Source organism: Halorussus ruber, assembly GCF_004765785.1.
In the GTDB taxonomy this organism is placed as follows: Archaea; Halobacteriota; Halobacteria; order Halobacteriales; family Haladaptataceae; genus Halorussus; species Halorussus ruber.
In genome coordinates this window covers 159,115-180,487 of sequence record NZ_ML219768.1, presented here as the reverse complement: position 1 = coordinate 180,487, position 21,373 = coordinate 159,115, and the positions used below count along the sequence as shown (strand labels likewise).

The following is a 21,373-nucleotide window of genomic DNA, read 5'->3' as shown; positions in this document are numbered from 1 at the left end:
GACTCAGGCGGGAGATGTTGCCGACGAGTCGGTTTCGAGGTCGGCGAGGTCGTCGTACAGGTCGAGACCGTGCTGGAGGAGCGTCTTCGTCTCCTCGTTGCGCTCCCACCGCCGGAGGACGCGATTGCGCTCTCGGACTTCGTCGCCCAGCAGGTCCTCGTCGGTGAGCGTGGATTCGAGTTCGCGGCGACTCTCGACGTCGAACTCGGCCTTCCAACCGTGAATCTCGTCCTGAATCGCCGCGATTTCCTCGCGTAACTCCTCGCGCGTGTAGTCGTCGGTTAGCTCTCGGATACGCGAGAGATACTGCGTCTTGTAATCCGGCACGTATCGGGGGTCCTCGGCCGACTCTTTTCGGTCGTCGGGGAAGACGCGACGAAGTTGGTCGTGTTCGACCAGTCTGTCGAGTTCGTCTTTCGCCGTCTGCCACGACACGTCGGCCTCCTGTCGGACCCAGTTCACCGACCGCGGGCGCGAGACCGTCGTAGCGACCTCTCGAATCCGGTCTCGGGCGCTGAGTTCGTCTTTCCACGAGTTCACGTCGTTCACCTCTCGGCAGAAAGTTGGACTTTTTCTCTCAAATAATTTGGGACGCTCGCGGATTAGTGAGAGCTAATCGTTGACTGGTCTATCTTTCACTCCATACTGTCTCAGCAGTGTTCGTCCACCCACCGACACCACTCGCGGACGTCGTCTGCTCCGCATTGGTCGGCAATCGATTCGAGCGTGCCAATTTTGACCTCGTCGTGGAGCGCCAGGTCTACGTTCCGAACGGTTCCGGTTTCCGGATGCTCGTATCGGACCCGGACGTGGCTCCCTCTGTGGGATTGGGGAACGTAGCCGAAATCAGTCAGGACTGAGAGAATCTCTCGACCGGAGAACGTCGTCCGAACCTTTCCCGCGCGCCAGACCAGATTCGATATCCTTGGCGGTAACGCTCCCGTCGTCTTCGTAGATGAACTCGACTCCCTCTGAGGGGCCGTTTTTGGTCGCGCTAGCCATTCTATCAGTACGTAGGCCCGTTATCGGGGATAAATGTTCGTCCGTCCCGGGGCGTTGCTCTACACCGGTTTCTACTCGCCGTTCCCGAAGTCCAACATCCCACGCGGGTTCGCGTAGTAGAGGTACGCTAACCCGAGGCCCATCGCCACCGCGACCGCGCCGAGGAGGTCGCTCGTCCCCATCTCGACCCCGTCCGCCAGCGTGACGTAGGCCATCACGACGGCGAACGCGGTCCAGATGAGCGCCAGTCGTCGGCGTCGCGTCTCGTCCATGCCGACGAGAGGGGAGTCCGGACAGTTGGCTCTGTTGGATTTTGGTTCTCGGAGGTTCGACATCGGCGGGATTCGGCGTCGGCGTGACTCGGTGTTGGAGGAGGTCCGAGCCGAACGAGCGACGGCCGAAAGCATTGTATATGCCTTTCTACAACTTCTAATTATTTCTTTAGTGATTGTTTATATTTCTCTCGGACCCTCCTCGTCGTCATTCGGCAGGGACAGCAGGAGACTGAACGAGAGACGGACCAGCAAGTGACGAACACCAGCGGGAAAGCAGAAGGAGCTAGCTTCAGGCGTGAGCCAAGCCGTCTCCCGCGACCGCACCTCGTCCTCCCCACCCTCCTGCGCGTCTCGGTCGTCGCTCCCTCCGGTCGCTTCTCCCTGCGATGCTCGTCCCTCGCGCGCGGCGAGACGCACTACGGCGTCTCGCTCGCACGCGCCGGTCAGAAAGGAAAATTCGCCCGCGTCACTCCCCATTTCCGTCGTACCGCCCTCGAAACCGTTCGTCCTCGCCCTCGACCGGCGAAATCTCGAAGCCGAGCGACTCGTAGAACGGGCGCACGCCGGGGTCGAACGCGGCGGTCAGCGGCGTGCGGCGCTCGGCGGCGGCCCGGACCAGCGCGCTCCCGACGCCCTGCGCCCGGCGCGCTCGCCGGACCGCCACGGCGTCGATGTGCGCGCCGGAGTCGCGGGGGACGAGAACGAGCGCGCCCAGCATCGAATCGCGGTCGCCGTCGCTCGCCACCAGCACGTCCCCGGCCTCGATGCGCTCGCCGAGGTCGTCCCGAACGTCCAGCATCGCGGCGTCGAGGACTCGGCGCACGTCGAGTTGGTCCTCGGCGGTCGCTTCGCGGACGCTCACGGACATTTTCACTCGCGCTCGTCGGCGAGCAGCCGGTCTACCATCGCCAGCACGTCGTCCACCGAGGGCCGGTCGGTCGGGTTGTCGCCGCGGTGGACGGCGTGAAGCCGCAGTTGTCCGCCGCGGGCGTCGAGTATCGCCACCTCGGGCATCCGCCCCACGAGGTCCGAGAGACTACCCAACTTGCCGAATCGAGTGGGCTGGCCGTACTGCTCGCCCGCGGTCTTCTCCTCGTCGGCGACCAACGGGAAGGGTAGGTGGAGCTTCTTCTGCCACTTCTCGGCTTTCTCCTTCGACTCGGGGAGGACCGAGACGGCCACCGCGCGCCGGTCGCGGAACTCGTCGTAGCGGTCCGCGACGCTCTGCACTTGCTCGCGGCACTTCCGGCAGTGGTAGTCGCGCTGGAAGTAGAGGACCACGACGTCGTTCGACCCCGTCGCGGGGCTTCGCGGACTCCGCGCGACAGTCCGGTCGCCCCCGCTCTCGGCGAGGTCCGAGAGGACGAGCGGGTCGGGTCCCGCCCCGGCGTTGGGCAACTCGAAGTCGAGGTCCGAGACGCCCAAATCATCGCGTTCGCGGTCGAGTTCCGAGACGGGTCCGGCCTCGGCCTCGTCCGAGATGGTTCCGACTTCGGCCTCGGTTCGGTTTCCGTCGTCGTTCCCGGGCGCGCTCCCGCCCTTGATGAGTCGCAGGACCTTCACGTGGTCGGTCTCGACGGGTTGGTCCTCTGGCACCGGGCGACCGTCCACCATCACCGAGACCTCGTGCGGACTGAGGTCCACCTCGGCCAGCAGGTCGGCGTAGGTCGCGTCCTCGACTTCGAAGTCGTGGCTCTCCTCGCCGACGACCTCGACTGTCACGTTCATGGAATAGGGTTTTCGCGGCGCAGGTGGTAAGCGTGTCGGGGTTTCTCGGTGAGGATTTGGGTTCGGGTGTTGCGGAGTGGCGTTCAGGAGGAGTCGAGGTGAGAATGAGTCCTCGGAGCGCGGAGGACGAAAGCGAGAGGAAGCTAGCTATTGCCGAAGCCGAGGCGTTACCGCACAGCACCGCCCCGCACAGCACCGCCCCGCACCGGAAGACGGTCCTGCTCGGTCGCTTCACTCCCTGCGCGGGCATGCGACTTCCGAGCCTGCGCTCGCTTCGCTCGCGCAGACACCGCAACCGCGGGCCTCACGCCTCCCCAACCTCGTCGGCCGCCAGAAGCGGCCGACTCCCTCGCACGCCGATGGCGCGGCACCGGAAGACAACTCGCGTCTTCCGAGCCCTGCTTCGCTACGCTCAGCAGGACGACGAGACGCCGCGCCAGCGCGCGCCGAGAGTGGTTTGTCGAGTCAGCGCGAGAACAGAAATTTGAAATCGCAACTGCGAATCGAAATCCGGTCTCTCACACCCGCCTAAATCGACTCAGAGCCGAACTCCTCGTCCGACTCGCGGTCGCGCCGTCGCTGGTACCGACTCCGGCCGCCGAGGCCGAGCGCGCCCAGTCCGAGCAGAAGGACCAAAAACTGGACGAGACCACCGAGAATCGGCACGAGGCCGACGAGTGCGGCCAGCAGGAGGCCGACGAACAGCGCCAGCCAGCGGTCGCCCGTGTCGGCCTTGCGAATTATCCACACGCCGACCGCGAGCGCGCCGTAGACGTACCCGAGCCACAGCAACAGCGCGTAGAGCAACATCCCGAGGAGGCCGAGGGGAATCCCGACCAGCGAGATGAACAGCAGCGCGACGAGTATCGGCACGCCGACGAACACCAGCAGTCCGACCCCGGTCGAGCGCAGGGGGTCGGCGGTCGCCCGGTCGGCGATGCCCGAGGAGAACCGCGGGAACACCAGCAGGGCCACCGCCCCGAGGGCGAGGTTGACGAGGAAGCCGTATATCCACCCGACCCAGTTGGGCACCAGCGGCCCGGTGAACCCGAGGTCGAGGCCGACGTTCGGTTCTTGGCGGACCTCGCCCGCAATCTGGGCACCCTCGGCGCGATTCAGGTCGCCGTCGTAGACGAAGTCGCCGCCGACGACCGCGCTCGGCCCGACGTTGATGGTGCCCGCGCCGACCCGAACGTCCTGCCGAACCTCGCCGTCGACGACAACGTTGCCCGCCGCGGCCTCCAGTTGTCCGCCGACGCTGGCCTCCTCGCCGACGATGACGTTGCCAGCGACCGCATCCACGCCGCCGGTCACGTCGCCTTCGATTCTGACGTTGCCCGCGAATCCGGTCACGTCGCCGTTGACCTGCCCCTCGACGAGGACGTCGCCAGCGAAGGCTGTCAGGTCGCCGTTGACTGTGCCCCTGACGATGACCGTCCCGGCGAACGCGGTCAGGTCGTCGTCAACTGTCTCGCCCTCCTCGACCACGACGGTGCCGCCCGACCGCGTCTCCTCGGCGGCGACGGGCGCGGGGACCGCGGCGAGGACCACGAGCGCCGCGAACACCGCTACGAGTCGCTTGTCCATGCAATCTCTGTCTGTCCCCCGACAGATAGTAATTGCCCGATTTGCGCTTCGCTCGCGGGTTAAGCCGCTCCTACCGCTGCCCGACCGCCGACCGACCCTGACCAACCGATTGCCGATTCACCCCCGACACTCCCGGCGTAATCGAGATTTCGCCCTGCCCGAACCTCGGGGAGTTTAAGACCGGCTAGCTCCTCGTGTCTCACATGAGCGAGGTCGAGAACGAGGCCGACGAGGCGGCCGAAGTCGAGGAGACGGCCGAGTCGGAGGCGGCCGCGGCCGACGAACAGGCCGACCCCGAGGCGGCCCCCGACGCCGGCCGGGACGAAATCTGGATCGAGAAGTACCGGCCCCAACGACTGGAGGAGGTGGCGGGCCACGACGATATCACCGCACGCCTGAGTCGCTACGTCGAGCGCGACGACCTGCCGAATCTGCTGTTCTCGGGGCCTGCTGGCGTGGGGAAATGTGTAACGGGAGAGACGCCGGTATTGACGGGTCATGGCGTCGAGCAGATGGAATCCGTAGTCGGTGATGCAGAAGGGTTCGACGAACCCGACGATGGACTCGAGGTACTGACATTCGACGAAGAAAACGGCTTCGAGTACACGGAACCATCTCACGTCTTCGGCAAGCAGACAGCCGAATTGATGGAAATCGACACCCGCGATGGGTCTGAGATGACGGTAACGCCGGAGCATCGGCTGTCAGTTCTCACCGAGAACGGTCTGGAATGGAAACAGGCAGAGAACTTGCAGGAAGGAGACCGTATTGCTCGGCCGCTTCGTATCCCGACCCCAGAGCCGGGAGAGAATCTCGATTGGCTACAGGAGATGAACGGCGAACGAACGCTCGTTCATGTCACCGAGGAGTTCGCCGCCGAACACGAAATCCCGGCCGAAGAGAACTGGGTCGGAACGAAAAAGCGTGTATTCCGCAGGCTTCGGCGAGGAGAGAGTGTCGAAACGATAGCGGACAACGTAGATATACCGCGAAAGACCGTTCAGGCGTATCGACGGGAAGCCGAGGATATCGATCTGGATGCCACAGAGACGATCTGCTCGCTTTCGTTCCTCCGTGAACTCGATTGTTCGTTCGGCGAACTACAGAAACACGTCCGGAAAGTCCAGTACGTCACGCGATACAACCAACGCTCTCCGCCAGCTAATCCGCCTTGGTCCGCCACTCCGGAGTTGGCGCGATTTGTCGGACTCGCAGTTAGTGAGGCGAGGATAGAGAACGGCCGAATAAAGTTCTACAACTCCGACGAAGAACTGCTCCGGCAATTCGAACGCTCAGCAACCGACGTGTTCGACACCGACGTAACGGAGGGAACTCAAAAAGGCGTTCCGTATAGAGAGGTCAACACTCGCACCGTGACACATCTGTTGGACTCGTGCTTCGACGTGTTCTCGTCCGAAAGTGACACAGAGGGAATCGGGTCTTCACTCGTTACTGCCGACGAAGAGAGTCGAGCGGCCTTCCTCCAGTCGGTTTTCGACTCGGAAGCACACGTCACGAAGAACGGCATTATCGAACTCACACAGAAAGACGAGCAGTTGATAACGCTTCTATCGTATCTACTCGCTAGCTTTGGCATTCCCAGCCGTCGGAAAACCGACGAGAAGCGAGCGACGAACGGCAGTGACTCCCGAAGTGAGTACCACACCCTCTACGTCTCTGGTGGGCGAAACCTCGCTCGGTTCGAGGAAGCCGTCGGATTCACGATGGACGAGAAGGCGTCTCGGTTACGTTCCGCTGTGGCGAAAAGCCGAAACCCGAATCATGACACGATGGTCGTCCAAGACACCGTGGACGAGCTCTCAGAACAACTTTACTTGGAGAAGGGAGCGTTACTCACGGAAACGCTGAATCCCGAGAGCCCGGGGCGCGAGAACTATCTGGAGGACCTCAACCGTGTACTGGACGCGGCGGCGACGAAGCTCGAAACTGCACAGGAGGTACTACAGCGACTCGACGAGGTTTCGTCGCAGGTCGATGCAGTCGCTAAAACGCCTGCAACGTGGGTCGGCGAAAGAGAGCAACTCGAACCACTTGAAACGCGGAAAGAAGTCGAATCCGAGACGGGGATTCGTTCTGATTACCTCTTAGAATACGCCGACGGCCGTCGGACGCCGACCGCAGAGCGGACCGGCCAGTTGCTGGTGGAGGTAGAGTCACTCGAAACCGAACCCCCAGTCGAACGGCTACAGAACGAATTAACGACTGCTGTCGAGGAACTAAACGTTCCGTACGAGCATCTCGCAGACGGAACTCAATTACGCGGTACAGATGTCATCAACCTTCTCGAAAACGAAGGCCACGACCTGACCTCGCTCTCTCGCTTCTCGACGATTACCGACCGAGTTCAAGATGTGGCATCGGAGATGCTCTCAGAATCTGTCCTCGAAAATATTCACGCCCTAAATACGATAGCGACTGCTAACCTCTACTACGATACCGTCGAGTCGGTCAAGTCGGTTACTGATGAACGTCGGGTTTACGACCTTACCGTCCCAGAAACCCGAAACTACGTGGCAGGAACTGTTCCGACGGTGATGCATAATACCACCTCGGCGGTCGCTATCGCCAAGGAACTCTACGGCGACGACTGGGAGAGCAACTTCCTCGAACTCAACGCCTCCGACCAGCGCGGCATCGACGTGGTCCGGGACCGCATCAAGAACTTCGCGCGGTCGTCGTTCGGCGGGTACAACTACCGCATCATCTTTCTTGACGAGGCAGACAGCCTCACGTCTGACGCCCAGTCGGCCCTGCGCCGGACGATGGAGCAGTTCTCGAACAACACTCGGTTCATCCTCTCGTGTAACTACTCCAGCAAGATCATCGACCCCATCCAGTCGCGGTGCGCCACCTTCCGGTTCGGTCCCATCGAGGACTCGGGGGTCGCCTCGCAGGTCCGGAAGATCGCCGAGCAGGAGGGCATCGAGACCACCGAGGAGGGCGTGGACGCGCTGGTCTACGCCGCCGACGGCGACATGCGCAAGGCCATCAACGCGCTGCAGGCCGCGGCCGTGATGGGCGAGGTCGTGGACGAGGAGGCCGTCTTCTCCATCACCAGCACCGCCCGGCCCGAGGAAATCGAGACGATGGTCCGCCACGCCATCGACGGCGAGTTCAGCAAGGCTCGCAACAAGTTGGACGAGATGCTGACCGAGAAGGGGATGGCCGGTGGCGACATCATCGACCAACTCCACCGGTCGGTCTGGGAGTTCGACTTGGACGACGAGGCGACCGTCCGCCTGATGGACCGCGTCGGCGAGGTCGATTACCGAATCAGCGAGGGTGCCAACGAGCGCGTCCAGTTGGAGGCCCTGCTGGCGTCGCTCTCGCTCGAAGACCACTGACTGCCCCGTGCTGACCGCCCGTGGGACCGTTAGCGCGAGGCTGACCCGATAACAATCGGCCGTTTCGTCGGTCTCGGCGTTTTCCGGCGAGTCGAAACGTTCGCTCGCGTCGGGAAACGCCGCATTATCCCGAGAAACTGTTTCGAACGGCCGTCTGGCTTATACTCCGGACCGCCGTACCCGTCTGAGAGTACATCATGGGACGCTATCCGCGACAGGTACGGGACGCGAAGCTCAAGTGTATCGAGTGCAACGCGCCCGTCGTCAAAACCGTCGATGACAGCTACGCCTGCGTGAACTGCGGGTCCGAACCGCTCAGCGCTCGGTCGGACTCGCCAGCGTCTGCGATGGACGACGCCGCGTCCGTCGCGGACGACTGACGAACGATTGCGGCCGACCGAAACTGCGGTCGGCTGAAACCGCGGCCGACGACGCTGGCGCGAACCAGTTTTTTGTCGCTCGTCGGCGAAGGAGAGCGTATGAGCCACGGGCCGAACGCTCCCGATGCTGCCGAGTCGCCCACCCGAGCCGAGTCGCCCATCCGAACCGAGTCGCTGACCAAGCGGTACGGCGACGAGGCGGCGGTTCGGGACCTCTCGTTTTCGGTCGCTCGGGGCGAGGTCTTCGGCTTCCTCGGGCCGAACGGCGCGGGCAAGACCACGACGATGCAGATGCTGACGACGCTGACCCGGCCTTCGTCGGGGGAAGCGTGGGTCGCCGGAGAGTCCATCACCGACCGGGACGCGGTGGTCGGCCATCTGGGCTACCTGCCAGAGGAGCCGCCGATTTACGACGAACTCACCGGGCGCGAGCAGTTGGAGTACGTCGCGGGACTCCGTGACTTGCCCGAGAGCGAGGCCGACGGGCGCATCCGGGACCTGCTGGCGAGATTCGACCTCGCGGGGGACGCCGACGACCGCATCTCGACGTACTCGAAGGGAATGAAGCAGAAGACCGCGCTGATTCAAGCGGTGTTGCACGACCCCGACGTGCTGTTTCTGGACGAACCGACTTCGGGGCTGGACCCCCGCGCGGCCCGGACCGTCCGGAACCTGATTTCGGAACTCCGCGAGGAGGGGATGACCGTCTTCCTCTCGACGCACATCCTCCCCGTGGTCGAGGAACTGGCCGACCGCGTCGGGGTGCTTCACGACGGGCGACTCGTCGCCGAGGGGTCGCCCGAGTCGCTGACCCACCGCGCCGAGTCGGGCGAGGAGTCCACGCTCGAAGAGGTCTTCCTCGAAGTGACCAGCGAGCGTCCGGGCGAGACGACCGAGTTCGGCGAGCGGGCGAACGCCGGGGGGCAGTCGGAGCGCCCGCGATGAGGCTCCCCGACCTCTCGCACGCGACTCGAATCGCCCGCGTCGAGGTCCGTCGGAGCGTCCGGACGGTCCGCTCGACCGGCTCCAAGACCCTCGCGTTCGGAATCGTGCTTCTGTTCTGGGTCGCCCTGCCGACGGTCGGCGGCGGCTATCTGGCCTTCCGCCTCGGTCGGTCGCTCCCGACGATTCCCTTCGAGTTCCCGCTCCTCGATTTGGTCCGGGGCGGGACCGCGGTCGGGTGGGTCGGCGTCGCGGCGCTGGCGGCGGCGCGCTCGGCGGGCGGCAAGAGCGAACTCGACTCGCCGGCGGGGATTCTGACCACCGTGCCCGCCAGAGACGCCGCGCTCGGCCTCCTGCTGGCGGAGTACGCCCGGATGGCGATGGTGACTGCGATTCCGGCGTTCACGATTGGGACCGCGCTCGCGGTCGGTTCGGGCGCAGTTACGCCGCTGGTCGCCATTCCCGCGACCGCCGGAATTTTGCTGGCCGTGGCGCTCTCCATCGGCTTTCCGGTCGGGGTCGGCGTCAAGTGGGTCACGCTCCGGTCGCCGTGGCTGGCTCGCCACAAGACCGCCCTGCTGGTGGTCGCGTTCGGCCTCTACTTCCTCGCGGTCACGTCCCAAGCGTTCAACGACGTGGTCGCCTTCCTCCAGCGCGCGCTCCGGGGCACGCCGCTGGCGTGGTTCGGCGACGCCGCCCTGCTGGGCCTGCCGGGCGTCGAGGCGGTCCCACTCCACGCGCTCGGCGCGGTGGCGCTGGCCGCAGTTTTGCTCCCGGCGTTCGCGGCGGTCGGGATTCGCTCGGCGACGACGCTGTGGTACGCCGACCGTGCGCAGGCCGAGGAGGACGACGAATCGGAGACGCAAGCACGCGCAGATAGCGCGGAGGGGGCCGCGCCCGGTGGGATGACCGGTGGGGGTGCGCCCGGTTCGACAGCCGACAGTACCCCGACCCCACCCAAATCCGGCGGAGCGGGCGCGAGCCTCGGCGAGCGCGCGCTCTCGGCGTTCGGCGGCGCGCTCTCCCGACCCACGCGAACCGTCACGCTGGCGGCGTGGCGGCGGGCCAAGCGCGCGCCGATTCGACTCCTCTACGTGGCCTACCCCCTGTTTTTCCTCTACGCGCCGCTCCGGTCGGCCTTCGAGAGCGGCGTGCCGACCACTCTGCCCGCGATGGTCGCGCTCTACGGCGCGTGGGCGGTCGGCGCGATGGTTTTGAACCCCCTCGGCGACGAGGGCGCGGTCCTGCCCGCGACCCTGCTGTCGGGCGTCTCGGGCAGACAGTTCGTCGTCGGCCACGTCCTGTCTGCCGCGCTGGTGGGCGTCCCGGTCGTGACCGCGACGGTGGCGCTGGCGGGCGTGCTGAGTCCACTCGACCCCGTGCGGTGGGTCACGCTGACTCTCGTGAGCGCGCTCCTCGTGGTCGTCGGTGCGATGCTGGCGGTCGGCATCGGCGTCCTCTTCCCGCGGTTCGGCACGGTCGAGGTGTTCCGTAGCCGGGAGATTACGATGCCGAGCAAGGGCGCGTTCGCGGCCTACTCCATCGCGCTGCTGGGCGGGGCGGTCGGCGCGGTGGTCGGCTTGGTTCCGCCGATTGCGGGATTCGTCGCCGCGCTGGTCGGACTCTCACAGGTGGCCGTGACGGTACTCGGGGCCGGACTCGGGGTGCTGGTCGGCGTCGTCGGGCCTGTCGTCGCCTTCCGGTACGCGACGCGAGCGTTCGAGGAGTTCACGGTGGACTGAGTGACGAAAGACATGTAACTCGTTTTTTAGACAATAAAAAGTGTACTGAAAGGCATATTTTTATTTCTCTCTTGTAGCTTCGTGGTAGTCGCGGAGACGGAGAGAGGAGCGTTCGGTGTCGTATTCTCAGAAGCCGTCGAAAGAGGACGCTGTTCGAGGGGTACGCGCTGAACTGAGACGGACTATTCGTTGCGCTGACAATTTCGTTCGTAAGAGTCGTTACTCGTTGGTGACGACTTCCACACCAGAACGCGACCGCAGGGAGTCGATCCACTCGCCATAGCTGTCCGACTCCAACTCGTCAAACTTCGTTGCGAACGTTTGACCTTCTGCATTGTAGTCTTCGAGGTCCGGCCAGAAATCACTCTCGTTCTCCTTTCGGTAGATTTCGTGGACGACGCAGAGTTCTCGATTCATCTCTGGACTCTGGCACCACGTTGCGAAACCTCGCGTCTTCGACCCTAGTTCTCGGATGTGACCGACGTAGTCGTCAGGATGCTTGTCGAACGCCGCCGCCGGGGAATCGAGGAACTTCCGGGCTTCGCTGCGGAAATCCTGCTCACGTGACCCATCGAGGTCAGCTAACGTCATGACCGGAGCTTCGAGGTAGAGGATGGCGCGGTCGGCCCCCAAAGGCGATCTTCGGGCGGCCGCCGTTCGTTACCTATGCCTCCCATCCTCAAATCGAGAAAATATCCTCTGCCGATGAGTTCACTTCTTTCCACTCTCCCGGTGCTGTCCCGACGTACTGGTCGTCAGAATCGGGGTCGAGAAACTGGGAGTGTGTGTCCGGGTCGAACAGACGGTCCGTGTCGAGTTCTGTCTCGGTCGCGTACGACGGATACCTCCGATACACGTATCGAAGTAGCTCCTGCAACGGCTCGTCGTTGTATTGCTTCTTGACATCCTGTAGCTTCTCGAAAACCTTCGATATTCCGTCTCTCCGGTCCAACAATCCTCGAACGACTGCCATTCCATCAGGAGTAATCGAATAGACGTATTTCGTGTTACCGACCTCGTTCGTCTGTTCGTTTCGTTCGAGAAATCCCCGCTGTGCGAGTTCGTCTAAGTCCGAGTGTAACTGCGGTGAGAATGGACCGAACTGGTCCGCATGGTAGGTGTACGTCTCCGGAAGGTCCGTCTCCAGCTGTGCGAGGAAAACGAGTTTTTGGAACCGCGTCGCCCCATCGACACTCGACCGGTGTTGGGTGTAGAGCAGGGTGAGAGGGACGATAGTCGATTTGGGGATTGGCGGTTGCTCCGTTATGATACTAAGCTAACGTTCCCAAGACAAATAAGTAGCGGCTTTGAGTAGCACTCTCACCGAGGTCTTGCCGTAACCGACGCCGTGGCTGACTTGCGGAACTGTTTTACCCGTTCGTTGGCGAATTACGCATAATATGAGCGAGCTCGAGGAGGAGTACCGCCTCGATTATTTCGAGGAGGAAGGATTCGTCAGGAAGGAGTGTACCGACTGCGGGGACTTCTTCTGGACGCGCGACACCGGCCGAGAGACCTGCGGCGAACCGCCCTGCGAGAACTACCAGTTCATCGACGACCCCGGATTCCCCGACGAGTACACCCTCGAAGAGATGCGGGAGGCCTTCCTCTCGTTCTTCGAGGAGAACGACCACGAGCGAATCGAACCCTACCCGGTCGCGGCGAACCGCTGGCGCGACGACGTCCTGCTCACGCAGGCGTCCATCTACGACTTCCAGCCGCTGGTCACGTCGGGCCAGACCCCGCCGCCCGCCAACCCGCTGACCATCAGCCAGCCCTGCATCCGGATGCAGGACATCGACAACGTGGGCAAGACCGGACGGCACACGATGGCCTTCGAGATGATGGCCCACCACGCCTTCAACGCCCGCGAGGAGGTCGGCGACGAGTACGCCTACTCCGGCGAGGTCTACTGGAAGGACGAGACCGTCGAGTACTGCGACCGGTTCTTCGAGTCGATGGGGGCCGACTTGGAAGACATCACCTACATCGAGGACCCGTGGGTCGGCGGCGGCAACGCCGGACCCGCAATCGAGGTCATCTACAAGGGCGCGGAACTCGCCACGCTGGTCTTCATGTCGATGGAGGCGGACCCCGACGGCGACTACGAGATGAAGGACGGCAACCGGTATTCGAAGATGGACACCTACATCGTGGACACCGGCTACGGCCTCGAACGCTGGACGTGGGTCTCTCAGGGCACGCCGACCGTCTACGAGGCGGTCTACCCCGAGATGATTGCCTTCCTCAAGGACAACGCCGGTATCGAGCATTCCGAGGAGGAGGAGAAACTCGTCCACCGCGCCTCGAAACTCGCCGGTCACATGGACATCGACGAGGCCGAGGACATGGAGGCCGCCCGCGACAACATCGCCCGCGAACTCGACGTCTCCAAGTCCCGCCTCGAAGACCTGCTGGAACCCCTCGAAGACATCTACGCCATCGCCGACCACTGCCGGACGCTGGCCTACATGCTCGGCGACGGCATCGTCCCGAGCAACGTCGCCACGGGCTACCTCGCCCGGATGGTCCTGCGCCGGACCAAGCGCCTCTGTGACAACGTCGGCGTGGACGCCCCGCTGGACGAACTCGTGGACATGCAGGCCGAGCGACTGGAGTACGAGAACCGCGACACCATCCGCGACATCGTCCGGACCGAGGTCGAGAAGTACCGCGAGACGCTCGAACAGGGCGGTCGTCGGGTCGAGCGCCTCGCCAAGGAGTACGCCGAGAAGGGCCAGCCGATTCCGACCGACGAACTGGTCGAACTCTACGACTCCCACGGCATCCAACCCGACATGGTCGAGGAGATAGCCGCAGACTTCGGCACCGAGGTCGACGTCCCCGACGACTTCTACAGCGTCGTCGCCTCGCGCCACGACGGCGGGCAGGCCTTTGAGGAGGAAGAAGACGAGGACGACCGCCTCGCCGACCTCCCGAAGACCGAGCGCCAGTACTACGAGGACCAGTACGGCACCGACTTCGAGGCCGTCGTCCTCGACGTGTTCGAGCGCGAGGGCGAAGGCGACGACGGCGAGACGATGTACGACGTGGTGCTGGACCAGACGATGTTCTACCCCGAGGGCGGCGGCCAACCCGCCGACCGCGGGACCCTGACCACCGACGATACGAGCGTGAAGGTCAGCGACGTGCAAATCGAGGACGGCGTCATCCTCCACCGGACCGACGACGAACTCGGTAAGGGCGACATCGTCCGCGGGAAGATCGACCGCGAGCGCCGCCGCCGCCTGATGCGCCACCACACCGCGACTCACCTCGTCGTCCACGCGGCCCGCGAGGTGCTGGGCGAACACGTCCGGCAGGCGGGTGCCCAGAAGGGCATCGACAGCTCTCGCATCGACGTGCGCCACTACGAGCGCATCGACCGCGAGACCAAAGAGAAGATCGAGATGGTCGCCAACGAACTCGTGATGGAGAACACCACGGTTCAACAGGAGTGGCCCAACCGCCACGAGGCCGAAGAGGAGTACGGCTTCGACCTCTATCAGGGCGGCATCCCGGCGGGCCAGAACATCCGGCTCATCCACGTCTCCGAGGACGTGCAGGCCTGCGGTGGCACTCACGTCCGCCGGACCGGCGACGTGGGCACCATCAAGATTCTGAACACCGAGCGCGTGCAGGACGGCGTCGAGCGACTCACCTTCGCGGCCGGTGACGCCGCCATCGAGGCCACCCAGCGCACCGAGACCGCGCTCGCCGAGGCGGCCGACATCCTCGACGTGGCCCCCGAGGAGGTCCCCGAGACCGCCCAGCGGTTCTTCGACGAGTGGAAGGACCGGGGCAAGCAAATCGAGGACCTCAAGGAGCAACTCGCCGAGGCGCGGGCCTCCGGCGGCGGCAGCGGCGAGGAGGTCGAGGTCGGCGACTCGACCGCGGTCATCCAGCGCCTCGACGCCGACATGGACGAACTCCGGGCGACCGCCAACGCCCTCGCGGACGAGGGCAAAATCGCGGTCATCGGAAGCGGTGCCGACGGCGCGACGTTCGTGGTCGCGGTGCCCGACGGCGTCGGCGTCAACGCTGGCGAGGTCGTCGGCGAACTCGCCCGCAAGGTCGGCGGGGGCGGCGGCGGCCCGCCGGACTTCGCGCAGGGCGGCGGCCCCGACGCCGAGAAACTGGACGAGGCCTTAGCGGAGGCCCCCGAAGTGCTGCAGCAGGTCCAGAACGCCTGAAAGACCGATACGCTTCCTCTCTCCTCGGCTCTCGCTCTCCTCCGTTATTTTCCGCATCTAGTGACAGTAATTCCCATGCACAAAATCACCACAACATACTAAAGTTACCAGAGTCTCTACACTCCGATGGATTCCAAACGTGACATGCGACCAGCCTTCCGCACGTGACCCCGCGGACCCGCTCTCGGACGAAGACGAACCGAACGTCTCCGAGGAGAGTGACGGCGAGTCCGAGTTAGAGCAGATGCTGACCGCGTTCTACGCGGACTGACGGCTTTCCCTGTCCCGGTTTTCTTCTCTCGATTCACCTCTCGGTTTCCTATTCGCCGAACACCCACTGCTTCGCCCGTTCCCAGACCGACTGGCGACGCCGGGCCAGTCGCCGCATCAGGTCGACGTTCTCGCGCTTGAGGCGGTCGTTCTCGCGTTCGAGCCGGTCGTTCTCGGCTTCCAGTCGCTCGACCCGGCGTTCGAGTCGCCGTCCGTCGGCGTCGAGTCGCTCGTAGGCCCGTCCGAGTTCCCGATAGGAGTGTTCGAGCGCCTCGCGGTCGGTCGCGGCCCCACCGCCGTCGACTTCGGTGTTGGTCTCGAATCTCTCGGCTGCTTCGCGGTCTCTCCGGGCCACGGTCTCGTCGAGGGGGTTCCGGTCGCCGGTCCGACCCGCGAGGACGGCGTTGACCACCGCGCCGAGCAGGAGGATGAGGCCGCTGAAGTAGAGCCAGATGAGCAGGAGGAAGGCGCTCCCGAGGGTGCCGTAGGCCGCCTCGTACCGACCCGCGAACGAGACGTAGGCCTGAAACACGGCCTCCAGCGCGGTCCACCCGAGCGCGGCGAAGATCACGCCGGGCAGGACCTCTCGGGGCGTCACGTCCACGTCGGGAAAGACGTAGTAAATCGGGAAGAACGCGACTCCGAGGCCCGCGAGTAGCACGAGGGGATTCAGAACGGGCAGGTATGGCAGGTCCGGAAACAGCGAGAATATCGTTCCGGCGGCGAGAAACGAGAGGACCGCGACCACGAGGCCGAAGAGGACGACCAGCGCGTTCTCGACTTGGTCCAGAACCGTCGTCCGGTGCTGGGAGTCGTAAATCTTCGAGAACGCGATGTCGAGGCTCCGGAAAATCTTCGAGATGCCCCACAGCAGGGTGACCGCGCCCAGAAGCGATACGCCGGTCCTCGCGGAGGTCACGTCGAGCGATTCGACCAGCAGGTCGCGGGCGTAGGGCGTCAGGAACTGCTCGGTGACATCGACCAGTTCGGCGGTGAACGCGTCGTTGCCGACCGCCGAGAGGACAACGAGCAGGAAGACCAGCAGAGGGAGCATCGAGACGAACGCGTGGTAGGCGATGCTCCCGGCCATGAACGTGATGTCTTCGGCCTGCACCTCTCGCCACGAGTTTCTGACGACGCGCTCGGCCTCGTCTCGAACCCCCATACCTGTTGCATGGTGGCACGCGGCAAAACGTCTCTGCCCCCGTCGGGCGAGACGGGAAATCTCCCGTGGCCTACCCGTCGAGTTGTTCGGCGATATTAGCCAGACTGTCGTCGGGCGACTCGGTGGCCTCGTAGAAGGCGCGCTCGCCGGGTTCGCGCAGGCCGTACTTGAATCCGGCCTCGATGACGTCCACGAGGACCGACTGGCCGAACTCGACGTCGGTCCCGTCGGCCCAGTCTTCGAGTCGGTTCTCGCCGTCCTCGGGGTTGCGAGCCAGCGTCGGCGACTCGTAGAGGCCCCGAATCTCGCGGCCCTCGGCGGTCAGCGGCGACTCGATGTGCGCGCGGTACTCGGTGTCGTCGGCGACGATGCGGACGAGTTCGCCGTCGGGGAACTTCTCGGCGTCCTCGGCGGAAATCTCTACCTTCGGGCGGTCGAGTCCGCCGCTCCGGACGAGGGTCGCGCGGACGGTCGTCAGCGAGGAGTGGTCGCTAGAGATGCGGTCGGCCATGACGAATACTGTCGGCGCTAAGAGGGTGAGAGAGAAAACGTCTACGGTCGAAATCTACTCTTCGTCGCCGTCGCCGCCTTCGCCGAGGAGCTCCTCGACGTCGCCGTCGCCGGTCTCGGTGATTTTGACGTTGAGCTGGGCGACAGCGTCGCTGACCTCGCCGCCGCGGACGGTGATGCGCTTGCGCTCGCCGTCGCGGGACGGCTCGTAGCCGACGCCGCCGTCGAGGAGGACTTCCTTGAGGTTCGGACCCGCGACGTCGCCGCGCATCGGGCGACCGGCGAAGTCGGAGCCGCCGGTAATCTCGACCGTGTAGCCGTCGAGGCCGAGCGCGCCGCCGTCTACCTCGTCGCCGATGGTTTTGCCGAGGAATCGGTTCGCGTCCTGTCCGTCCACGTCGCGCTGGTAAGTCGCCCCGGAGTCGGGGTCCGCGACGACGACCTGAAAGTCTGCCATACGGGTAAGAAGGGGGATGTTGCCTAAAAATACGTCGAAGTGATTCGGCCGAGCTCTGCGGGTCAGGTCGCGTGCTGACACCCGAAGCCAGCGCCCGTGATGGCGGATTTCGTTTCGGCGTCGGCCGCCTCGGTCTCAGCTACACCGAATTGTTCCGTTCCGGAGGAAAGTGATGTACGGGCGTTCGCTGTCGTCGCGTTGGTTGACTTCTACGACGATTTCGTCGGGGTTATCCGTGCCCTGACAGTCAGGATTCGGGACGAAGTGGTAGTGGGACTTGCCCACATCGTCGAGCGACGCGCGAACGAGGTAGGCGCGACTCTCGGCGATTTCGGATTTCTGTATCTCGGACGCCGCGTCGTCTCCGGTCGGCGGTTCGAGCTGAAATTTCTTCTGGTATACCGATTCGTGGTTCTTCGTTTGGAGAAGTTCGACCCTTAGCGAGTGTGGGGACGAATCGAAGTTAAGCACTGTTAGCGTGAGTCGCTGGTCGGTGAACGGAAGGGACGAACAGCCAGCTAGCGATGCGGCGGCGAGAGTTCCCCCGAGTTGGAGGACTTCGCGTCGGGACGATGGGGACATTAGTGTTCACGACTGACCCTTCAGATATGAATCTTGTGGGGTTCCCCCATCATCGAAAAAATTAGAACCGGACAGAATTTATGGTTTATTCTATTTACTTTCACCTGGCTGCCTGCACACCGTCTCTTTCCAACTACTCTATTTGGTAGTTAGAAGCGTTCTAAACGAGGTTAGCCGTGGATGAATTAGCTTCGCCCGTATCAAAATAACATCCCTAATACATATATAGATAAAATATATTTCTATTTCCAGATTATTTTAATTACCAGTATTCTTCAGAAATATACTTATTTCATACATTCGTTGGAGAAAATGATGTCTCAAGACATCTCGAAAACAAGGCGCGCTGCCCTGAAGACGGGTTCGGCGGCTCTTTTCGGCTCCGGACTCGTTACTCGAGTCGGTGCAGCGAAGCCTTCGAACGAATACGTCGGAATCGTCTACGACCCCCAGACCAAGGACTACCGCGGCACGGCGTCTGGCCGAATCACCGAGCGCCACCAGAACCTAGTCGGTAAGGTGGACCTCAACGGTCAGTCGTTCTCCATCAACCAGCGAGCGACGAACGTCGCGCACAACGAACACGCGAATGCCACGCTTAGCGATTTCGCGTTCCAGAAGCGTGGTGAACACGAACGGAACAACAAGCCCCTACAGGTGTACGCGACCGCTGTTGACGGTGGCAACATCTCTGGCATCACTGACTACGGTGTGAACGCTCCCAAGCGAGGGTTCATCCTCCAGCGGAAGGAATCGGGCCAGAGCGAGAGCGACATCGTCGATGAACTGACCAGCAGTCTCGAGAGGTGGAAATAATGGTGTCAGTCGATGTCGGTGCCCTCGACGGTGACTCGGTCGATGCTACCGACGGCGGAACGTACAAGTTCGCCGTCCACGGCTTCGACAACGTCTCGGGCTTCGAACTCCCCTACGACGAGATTCACTACGAGGACACGAACCGCTGGCATCTCGAGGGTTACTTCGACCCCGTCCCGGACGACTCGTACAAGGCCTACTATCCCCGGTACGCGAACTTCGGTATCGCAAACCCTCACGACGACTTCTACCAGAAATTCAGCGCGCCCAGCCCGACCGAGGACGAGATGAGTTCCGGCGGGGACTTCAACCTCCCCAGCGAAGTCGGTGACGCGTTCGACGTTATCGCTGGACTCGACCCGTATCTCTCGATGACCAAGGCGGCTATCGAGATGAAGCTTAGTGGTGACTCCGGTAGCGTGACGGACACCGCCAACTACGACGGTGTCGACTGGCACATTCCGATGGACTCCTACGACGCTGGTCTGCCGGATTCACAGGAAACTGCCGCTGGTGCCCGCATCGACATCTACAACCAGGCCAAGGCCTCAGAGTGGCAAAACCAGATTCTCGATGCCTCCTCGGAGTTCGGGTTCAAGTCTATCGACGGCATAACGAACCAGACGCTGTACCACACTACCCCGACGGCCTCCTGCAATCCGGAGTACCTCATTCCCGAGTAGCCCTCAAGTCGTCCCTTTTTTTTGGACGCATACCGAAGCCGAAGTACACCCGGACGACGACTGTCCTCGTGTGATAGATTTCACGTCAGTAGAGACGAATGCGGGACGCGGACTTTTGCCTATCTGCGCCGTACCGCACCTATGCGAACTCGAACCAAGGCACTACTCGGGACTGCGGGCGCACTATTCACCGCGTGGGTCGGCTGGGGGGCCTACGTGGACCGCTCGACCGAGGAGGTCCCATACGAGGCGGTCGCGGAGTTCGACGGCGTCGAACTCCGGCGCTACCCGCGACTCGTCCTCGCCGAGACCACCGCCGAGGACGAGCGAGAGGCGTTCAACCGGCTGTTCCGGTACATCTCCGGCGAGAACGAGTCCGGCGACGAGGTCGAGATGACCTCGCCGGTGGCGACGCAGGGCGCGAAACTCCCGATGACCGCGCCGGTCCGGACCCAGCGGAGCGGGGTCAACCCCGGGAGCGAGGAGATTTCGATGACGACGCCGGTTCGTACCCGGTCAGCGGCGGGCGAGGTCACGATGGCGTTCTACCTCCCGGCGGACTACGGTCCCGGCGACGCGCCGATTCCGACCAATCCCGCGGTCCGACTGGCGGTCGAGCCGCCCCGGACGCTCGCGGTCGAGTCCTTCTCGTGGTACGCGACCGAGGAGCGCGTCGGCGAGCACCGGGACGCCCTCCTCGACGCTCTCGACGCGCGGGGTATCGAACCCCGGACGCGCCCGACGCTCCTCCAGTACGACGACCCGTGGACCCCGCCGTTCATGCGCCGAAACGAGGTCGCGGTCGAGGTGGACCACGAAGCCGTCGAGAAAGTCAGCGCCGATGCGATGCGGGAGCGCGGCTCTACTTCCCGATGAGGCCTTCGCCGATGTCGCCGTACTCGACGACTTCGCCGCCGTACTCGTCGGCGAAGGACTGGGCGTCGTCCTCCTCGGAGAAGGGCATGAAGTCCGGCCCCATCGCGCCCTCGACCTCGCTGTCCACGACGTACTTGAGGTCCGCGGCGCGGGCGAACGACTCGGGTTTCGTGAACGAGGAGATGGTCGTCGCGCCGCCTTGGGTCGAGACGTCGTACTCCACAGACGAGTAGTCGGTGACGTAGGCCGCGTCGAGGTTCCAGCCCATCTGGTCGTGTTCGAGCTTGTACGGGAAGAAACACTGCTTGAGCGAGTCGAAGCGCGCCGGGTTGTCGTGGCCCTCGGGACTCTCGTCCGCGTAGAAAATCTGGCCGTTCGGGCCGGGGTGCTTCTCGATGACCATCCCGCAGACGTCGCAGGCGAGACCTCCGGCGAGCGAGACCGCCGCGGGCGCTTGGCCGCCGTCTCCCGTCAGACCGCCGAGGCACCCCGCGAGCGAGGCCGTGATGCCGAGCGCGCCCGCCCGGAGGACGTTCCGGCGTCGCTCGCTGGTGCCACCATTGGTGGTCTGGTCGTGGCCGTGGTCGTGATTGTGACCGCTACAGTCGTGACTGTGGTCGGGCGTGTGGTGGTGTCGAGGTCCGTTTCTGTCCCGAGAGTCCATGTGCGTGCCTTCGGGCCAGCGGAGCAATACACCTTGCCCATTTCTCAGGAACTGAAAATCGAGAGAAGGGGGTAAAAGGGAGCGGCGTCTACACTCTCCCGAGACGCTTTCCCCCGGGAACTCCGGACAGTCGTCA

22 protein-coding genes and 2 pseudogenes are annotated in these 21,373 nt (G+C 63.7%); 10 read left to right on the top strand and 14 right to left on the bottom strand.

Features of this window, described 5'->3' with window-relative positions:
* Positions 1-3 precede the first annotated feature (3 nt).
* The 8 genes and pseudogenes from EPL01_RS00870 to EPL01_RS00845 form a co-directional block, all read right to left on the bottom strand.
* The gene (locus tag EPL01_RS00870) at positions 4-549 is read right to left on the bottom strand and encodes a DUF7342 family protein (protein WP_210424030.1); all 546 of its coding nucleotides are present in this window, start codon (positions 547-549) and stop codon (positions 4-6) included.
* Positions 550-650: 101 nt separating this feature from the next.
* On the bottom strand, positions 651-914 hold the full coding sequence (locus EPL01_RS00865; RefSeq protein ID WP_135823627.1) for a type II toxin-antitoxin system HicA family toxin: 264 nt from the start codon (positions 912-914) through the stop codon (positions 651-653).
* Positions 898-1,002 (bottom strand): annotated as a pseudogene (locus tag EPL01_RS21330) (type II toxin-antitoxin system HicB family antitoxin); the annotation flags it as partial. The gene EPL01_RS00865 and the pseudogene EPL01_RS21330, both read right to left, overlap by 17 nt.
* 71 nt (positions 1,003-1,073) lie before the next feature.
* The gene (locus EPL01_RS00860) at positions 1,074-1,274 is read right to left on the bottom strand and encodes a hypothetical protein (protein WP_135823373.1); all 201 of its coding nucleotides are present in this window, start codon (positions 1,272-1,274) and stop codon (positions 1,074-1,076) included.
* A 469-nt stretch (positions 1,275-1,743) separates the two neighbouring features.
* Complete coding sequence (locus tag EPL01_RS00855; protein WP_135823372.1) at positions 1,744-2,145, bottom strand: GNAT family N-acetyltransferase; 402 nt, start codon at positions 2,143-2,145, stop codon at positions 1,744-1,746.
* A gap of 2 nt (positions 2,146-2,147) precedes the next feature.
* Entirely contained in the window at positions 2,148-2,759 is a 612-nt protein-coding gene (locus EPL01_RS00850) for a peroxiredoxin family protein (protein WP_368278967.1), read from the bottom strand.
* Positions 2,760-2,810: 51 nt separating this feature from the next.
* A pseudogene (gene samp2 / locus EPL01_RS21935) lies at positions 2,811-3,005 on the bottom strand (ubiquitin-like small modifier protein SAMP2); the annotation flags it as partial.
* Between the two features lie 528 nt (positions 3,006-3,533).
* Positions 3,534-4,592 (bottom strand): bactofilin family protein, encoded by a 1,059-nt coding sequence (locus tag EPL01_RS00845; protein WP_135823371.1) that lies wholly within the window; start codon positions 4,590-4,592, stop codon positions 3,534-3,536.
* A gap of 203 nt (positions 4,593-4,795) precedes the next feature.
* On the opposite strand from EPL01_RS00845, the gene EPL01_RS22145 reads away from it, so the two are divergent.
* From EPL01_RS22145 to EPL01_RS00825, 4 genes are all read left to right on the top strand, one after another.
* A complete protein-coding gene (locus tag EPL01_RS22145; protein WP_135823370.1) occupies positions 4,796-7,957 on the top strand; it encodes a replication factor C small subunit in 3,162 nt (1,053 codons plus the stop codon).
* A gap of 197 nt (positions 7,958-8,154) precedes the next feature.
* A complete protein-coding gene (locus EPL01_RS00835) occupies positions 8,155-8,337 on the top strand; it encodes a hypothetical protein (RefSeq protein WP_135823369.1) in 183 nt (60 codons plus the stop codon).
* Positions 8,338-8,436: 99 nt separating this feature from the next.
* Positions 8,437-9,282, top strand: coding sequence for an ABC transporter ATP-binding protein (locus tag EPL01_RS00830; protein ID WP_135823368.1), 846 nt, complete (start codon positions 8,437-8,439; stop codon positions 9,280-9,282).
* Positions 9,279-11,021, top strand: coding sequence for a hypothetical protein (locus EPL01_RS00825; protein WP_135823367.1), 1,743 nt, complete (start codon positions 9,279-9,281; stop codon positions 11,019-11,021). The genes EPL01_RS00830 and EPL01_RS00825 overlap by 4 nt, the downstream gene beginning before the upstream one ends.
* A 219-nt stretch (positions 11,022-11,240) precedes the next feature.
* Here EPL01_RS00825 and EPL01_RS00820 read toward each other — a convergent pair whose 3' ends face one another.
* On the bottom strand, positions 11,241-11,654 hold the full coding sequence (locus EPL01_RS00820) for a hypothetical protein (RefSeq protein ID WP_135823366.1): 414 nt from the start codon (positions 11,652-11,654) through the stop codon (positions 11,241-11,243).
* A 46-nt stretch (positions 11,655-11,700) separates the two neighbouring features.
* The gene (locus EPL01_RS21930; RefSeq protein WP_210424029.1) at positions 11,701-11,973 is read right to left on the bottom strand and encodes a hypothetical protein; all 273 of its coding nucleotides are present in this window, start codon (positions 11,971-11,973) and stop codon (positions 11,701-11,703) included.
* Between the two features lie 448 nt (positions 11,974-12,421).
* Here EPL01_RS21930 and alaS point away from each other — a divergent pair, with 448 nt between their 5' ends.
* Entirely contained in the window at positions 12,422-15,214 is a 2,793-nt protein-coding gene (alaS, locus tag EPL01_RS00810) for an alanine--tRNA ligase (protein WP_135823365.1), read from the top strand.
* Positions 15,215-15,353: 139 nt separating this feature from the next.
* Positions 15,354-15,485, top strand: coding sequence for a hypothetical protein (locus EPL01_RS22325; RefSeq protein WP_281275319.1), 132 nt, complete (start codon positions 15,354-15,356; stop codon positions 15,483-15,485).
* A gap of 48 nt (positions 15,486-15,533) precedes the next feature.
* Here EPL01_RS22325 and EPL01_RS00805 read toward each other — a convergent pair whose 3' ends face one another.
* From EPL01_RS00805 to EPL01_RS00795, 3 genes are all read right to left on the bottom strand, one after another.
* The gene (locus EPL01_RS00805) at positions 15,534-16,649 is read right to left on the bottom strand and encodes a YihY/virulence factor BrkB family protein (protein WP_135823364.1); all 1,116 of its coding nucleotides are present in this window, start codon (positions 16,647-16,649) and stop codon (positions 15,534-15,536) included.
* Positions 16,650-16,719: 70 nt separating this feature from the next.
* Positions 16,720-17,160: a DUF7112 family protein gene (locus EPL01_RS00800; RefSeq protein WP_135823363.1), complete on the bottom strand. Its 441-nt coding sequence runs from the start codon at positions 17,158-17,160 to the stop codon at positions 16,720-16,722.
* A gap of 54 nt (positions 17,161-17,214) precedes the next feature.
* A complete protein-coding gene (locus tag EPL01_RS00795) occupies positions 17,215-17,616 on the bottom strand; it encodes a 30S ribosomal protein S6e (RefSeq protein WP_135823362.1) in 402 nt (133 codons plus the stop codon).
* A gap of 96 nt (positions 17,617-17,712) precedes the next feature.
* Here EPL01_RS00795 and EPL01_RS00790 point away from each other — a divergent pair, with 96 nt between their 5' ends.
* The 4 genes from EPL01_RS00790 (at position 17,713) to EPL01_RS00775 (ending at position 20,573) form a co-directional block, all read left to right on the top strand.
* The gene (locus tag EPL01_RS00790; RefSeq protein WP_135823361.1) at positions 17,713-18,057 is read left to right on the top strand and encodes a hypothetical protein; all 345 of its coding nucleotides are present in this window, start codon (positions 17,713-17,715) and stop codon (positions 18,055-18,057) included.
* Between the two features lie 456 nt (positions 18,058-18,513).
* A complete protein-coding gene (locus tag EPL01_RS00785) occupies positions 18,514-19,014 on the top strand; it encodes a hypothetical protein (protein ID WP_135823360.1) in 501 nt (166 codons plus the stop codon).
* The gene (locus tag EPL01_RS00780) at positions 19,014-19,697 is read left to right on the top strand and encodes a hypothetical protein (protein ID WP_135823359.1); all 684 of its coding nucleotides are present in this window, start codon (positions 19,014-19,016) and stop codon (positions 19,695-19,697) included. The genes EPL01_RS00785 and EPL01_RS00780 overlap by 1 nt, the downstream gene beginning before the upstream one ends.
* 141 nt (positions 19,698-19,838) lie before the next feature.
* Positions 19,839-20,573, top strand: a complete 735-nt coding sequence (locus EPL01_RS00775) for an SOUL family heme-binding protein (protein WP_135823358.1) — start codon at positions 19,839-19,841, stop codon at positions 20,571-20,573.
* Here the strand turns inward: EPL01_RS00775 and EPL01_RS00770 are convergent.
* Positions 20,560-21,237: a nitrous oxide reductase accessory protein NosL gene (locus EPL01_RS00770; protein ID WP_135823357.1), complete on the bottom strand. Its 678-nt coding sequence runs from the start codon at positions 21,235-21,237 to the stop codon at positions 20,560-20,562. The two genes, EPL01_RS00775 and EPL01_RS00770, sit on opposite strands and share 14 nt — an antisense overlap.
* Between the last annotated feature and the right edge of the window lie 136 nt (positions 21,238-21,373).

What these genes read in the sequence shown, in the direction of transcription:
- EPL01_RS00860 (WP_135823373.1), bottom strand. Translation starts at nt 1,274, where the DNA reads ATGGACGAGACGCGACGCCGACGACTGGCGCTCATCTGGACCGCGTTC.
- EPL01_RS00855 (WP_135823372.1), bottom strand. Translation starts at nt 2,145, where the DNA reads ATGTCCGTGAGCGTCCGCGAAGCGACCGCCGAGGACCAACTCGACGTG.
- EPL01_RS00845 (WP_135823371.1), bottom strand. Translation starts at nt 4,592, where the DNA reads ATGGACAAGCGACTCGTAGCGGTGTTCGCGGCGCTCGTGGTCCTCGCC.
- EPL01_RS22145 (WP_135823370.1), top strand. Translation starts at nt 4,796, where the DNA reads ATGAGCGAGGTCGAGAACGAGGCCGACGAGGCGGCCGAAGTCGAGGAG.
- EPL01_RS00835 (WP_135823369.1), top strand. Translation starts at nt 8,155, where the DNA reads ATGGGACGCTATCCGCGACAGGTACGGGACGCGAAGCTCAAGTGTATC.
- EPL01_RS00830 (WP_135823368.1), top strand. Translation starts at nt 8,437, where the DNA reads ATGAGCCACGGGCCGAACGCTCCCGATGCTGCCGAGTCGCCCACCCGA.
- EPL01_RS00825 (WP_135823367.1), top strand. Translation starts at nt 9,279, where the DNA reads ATGAGGCTCCCCGACCTCTCGCACGCGACTCGAATCGCCCGCGTCGAG.
- alaS (WP_135823365.1), top strand. Translation starts at nt 12,422, where the DNA reads ATGAGCGAGCTCGAGGAGGAGTACCGCCTCGATTATTTCGAGGAGGAA.
- EPL01_RS00805 (WP_135823364.1), bottom strand. Translation starts at nt 16,649, where the DNA reads ATGGGGGTTCGAGACGAGGCCGAGCGCGTCGTCAGAAACTCGTGGCGA.
- EPL01_RS00800 (WP_135823363.1), bottom strand. Translation starts at nt 17,160, where the DNA reads ATGGCCGACCGCATCTCTAGCGACCACTCCTCGCTGACGACCGTCCGC.
- EPL01_RS00795 (WP_135823362.1), bottom strand. Translation starts at nt 17,616, where the DNA reads ATGGCAGACTTTCAGGTCGTCGTCGCGGACCCCGACTCCGGGGCGACT.
- EPL01_RS00785 (WP_135823360.1), top strand. Translation starts at nt 18,514, where the DNA reads ATGTCTCAAGACATCTCGAAAACAAGGCGCGCTGCCCTGAAGACGGGT.
- EPL01_RS00780 (WP_135823359.1), top strand. Translation starts at nt 19,014, where the DNA reads ATGGTGTCAGTCGATGTCGGTGCCCTCGACGGTGACTCGGTCGATGCT.
- EPL01_RS00775 (WP_135823358.1), top strand. Translation starts at nt 19,839, where the DNA reads ATGCGAACTCGAACCAAGGCACTACTCGGGACTGCGGGCGCACTATTC.
- EPL01_RS00770 (WP_135823357.1), bottom strand. Translation starts at nt 21,237, where the DNA reads ATGGACTCTCGGGACAGAAACGGACCTCGACACCACCACACGCCCGAC.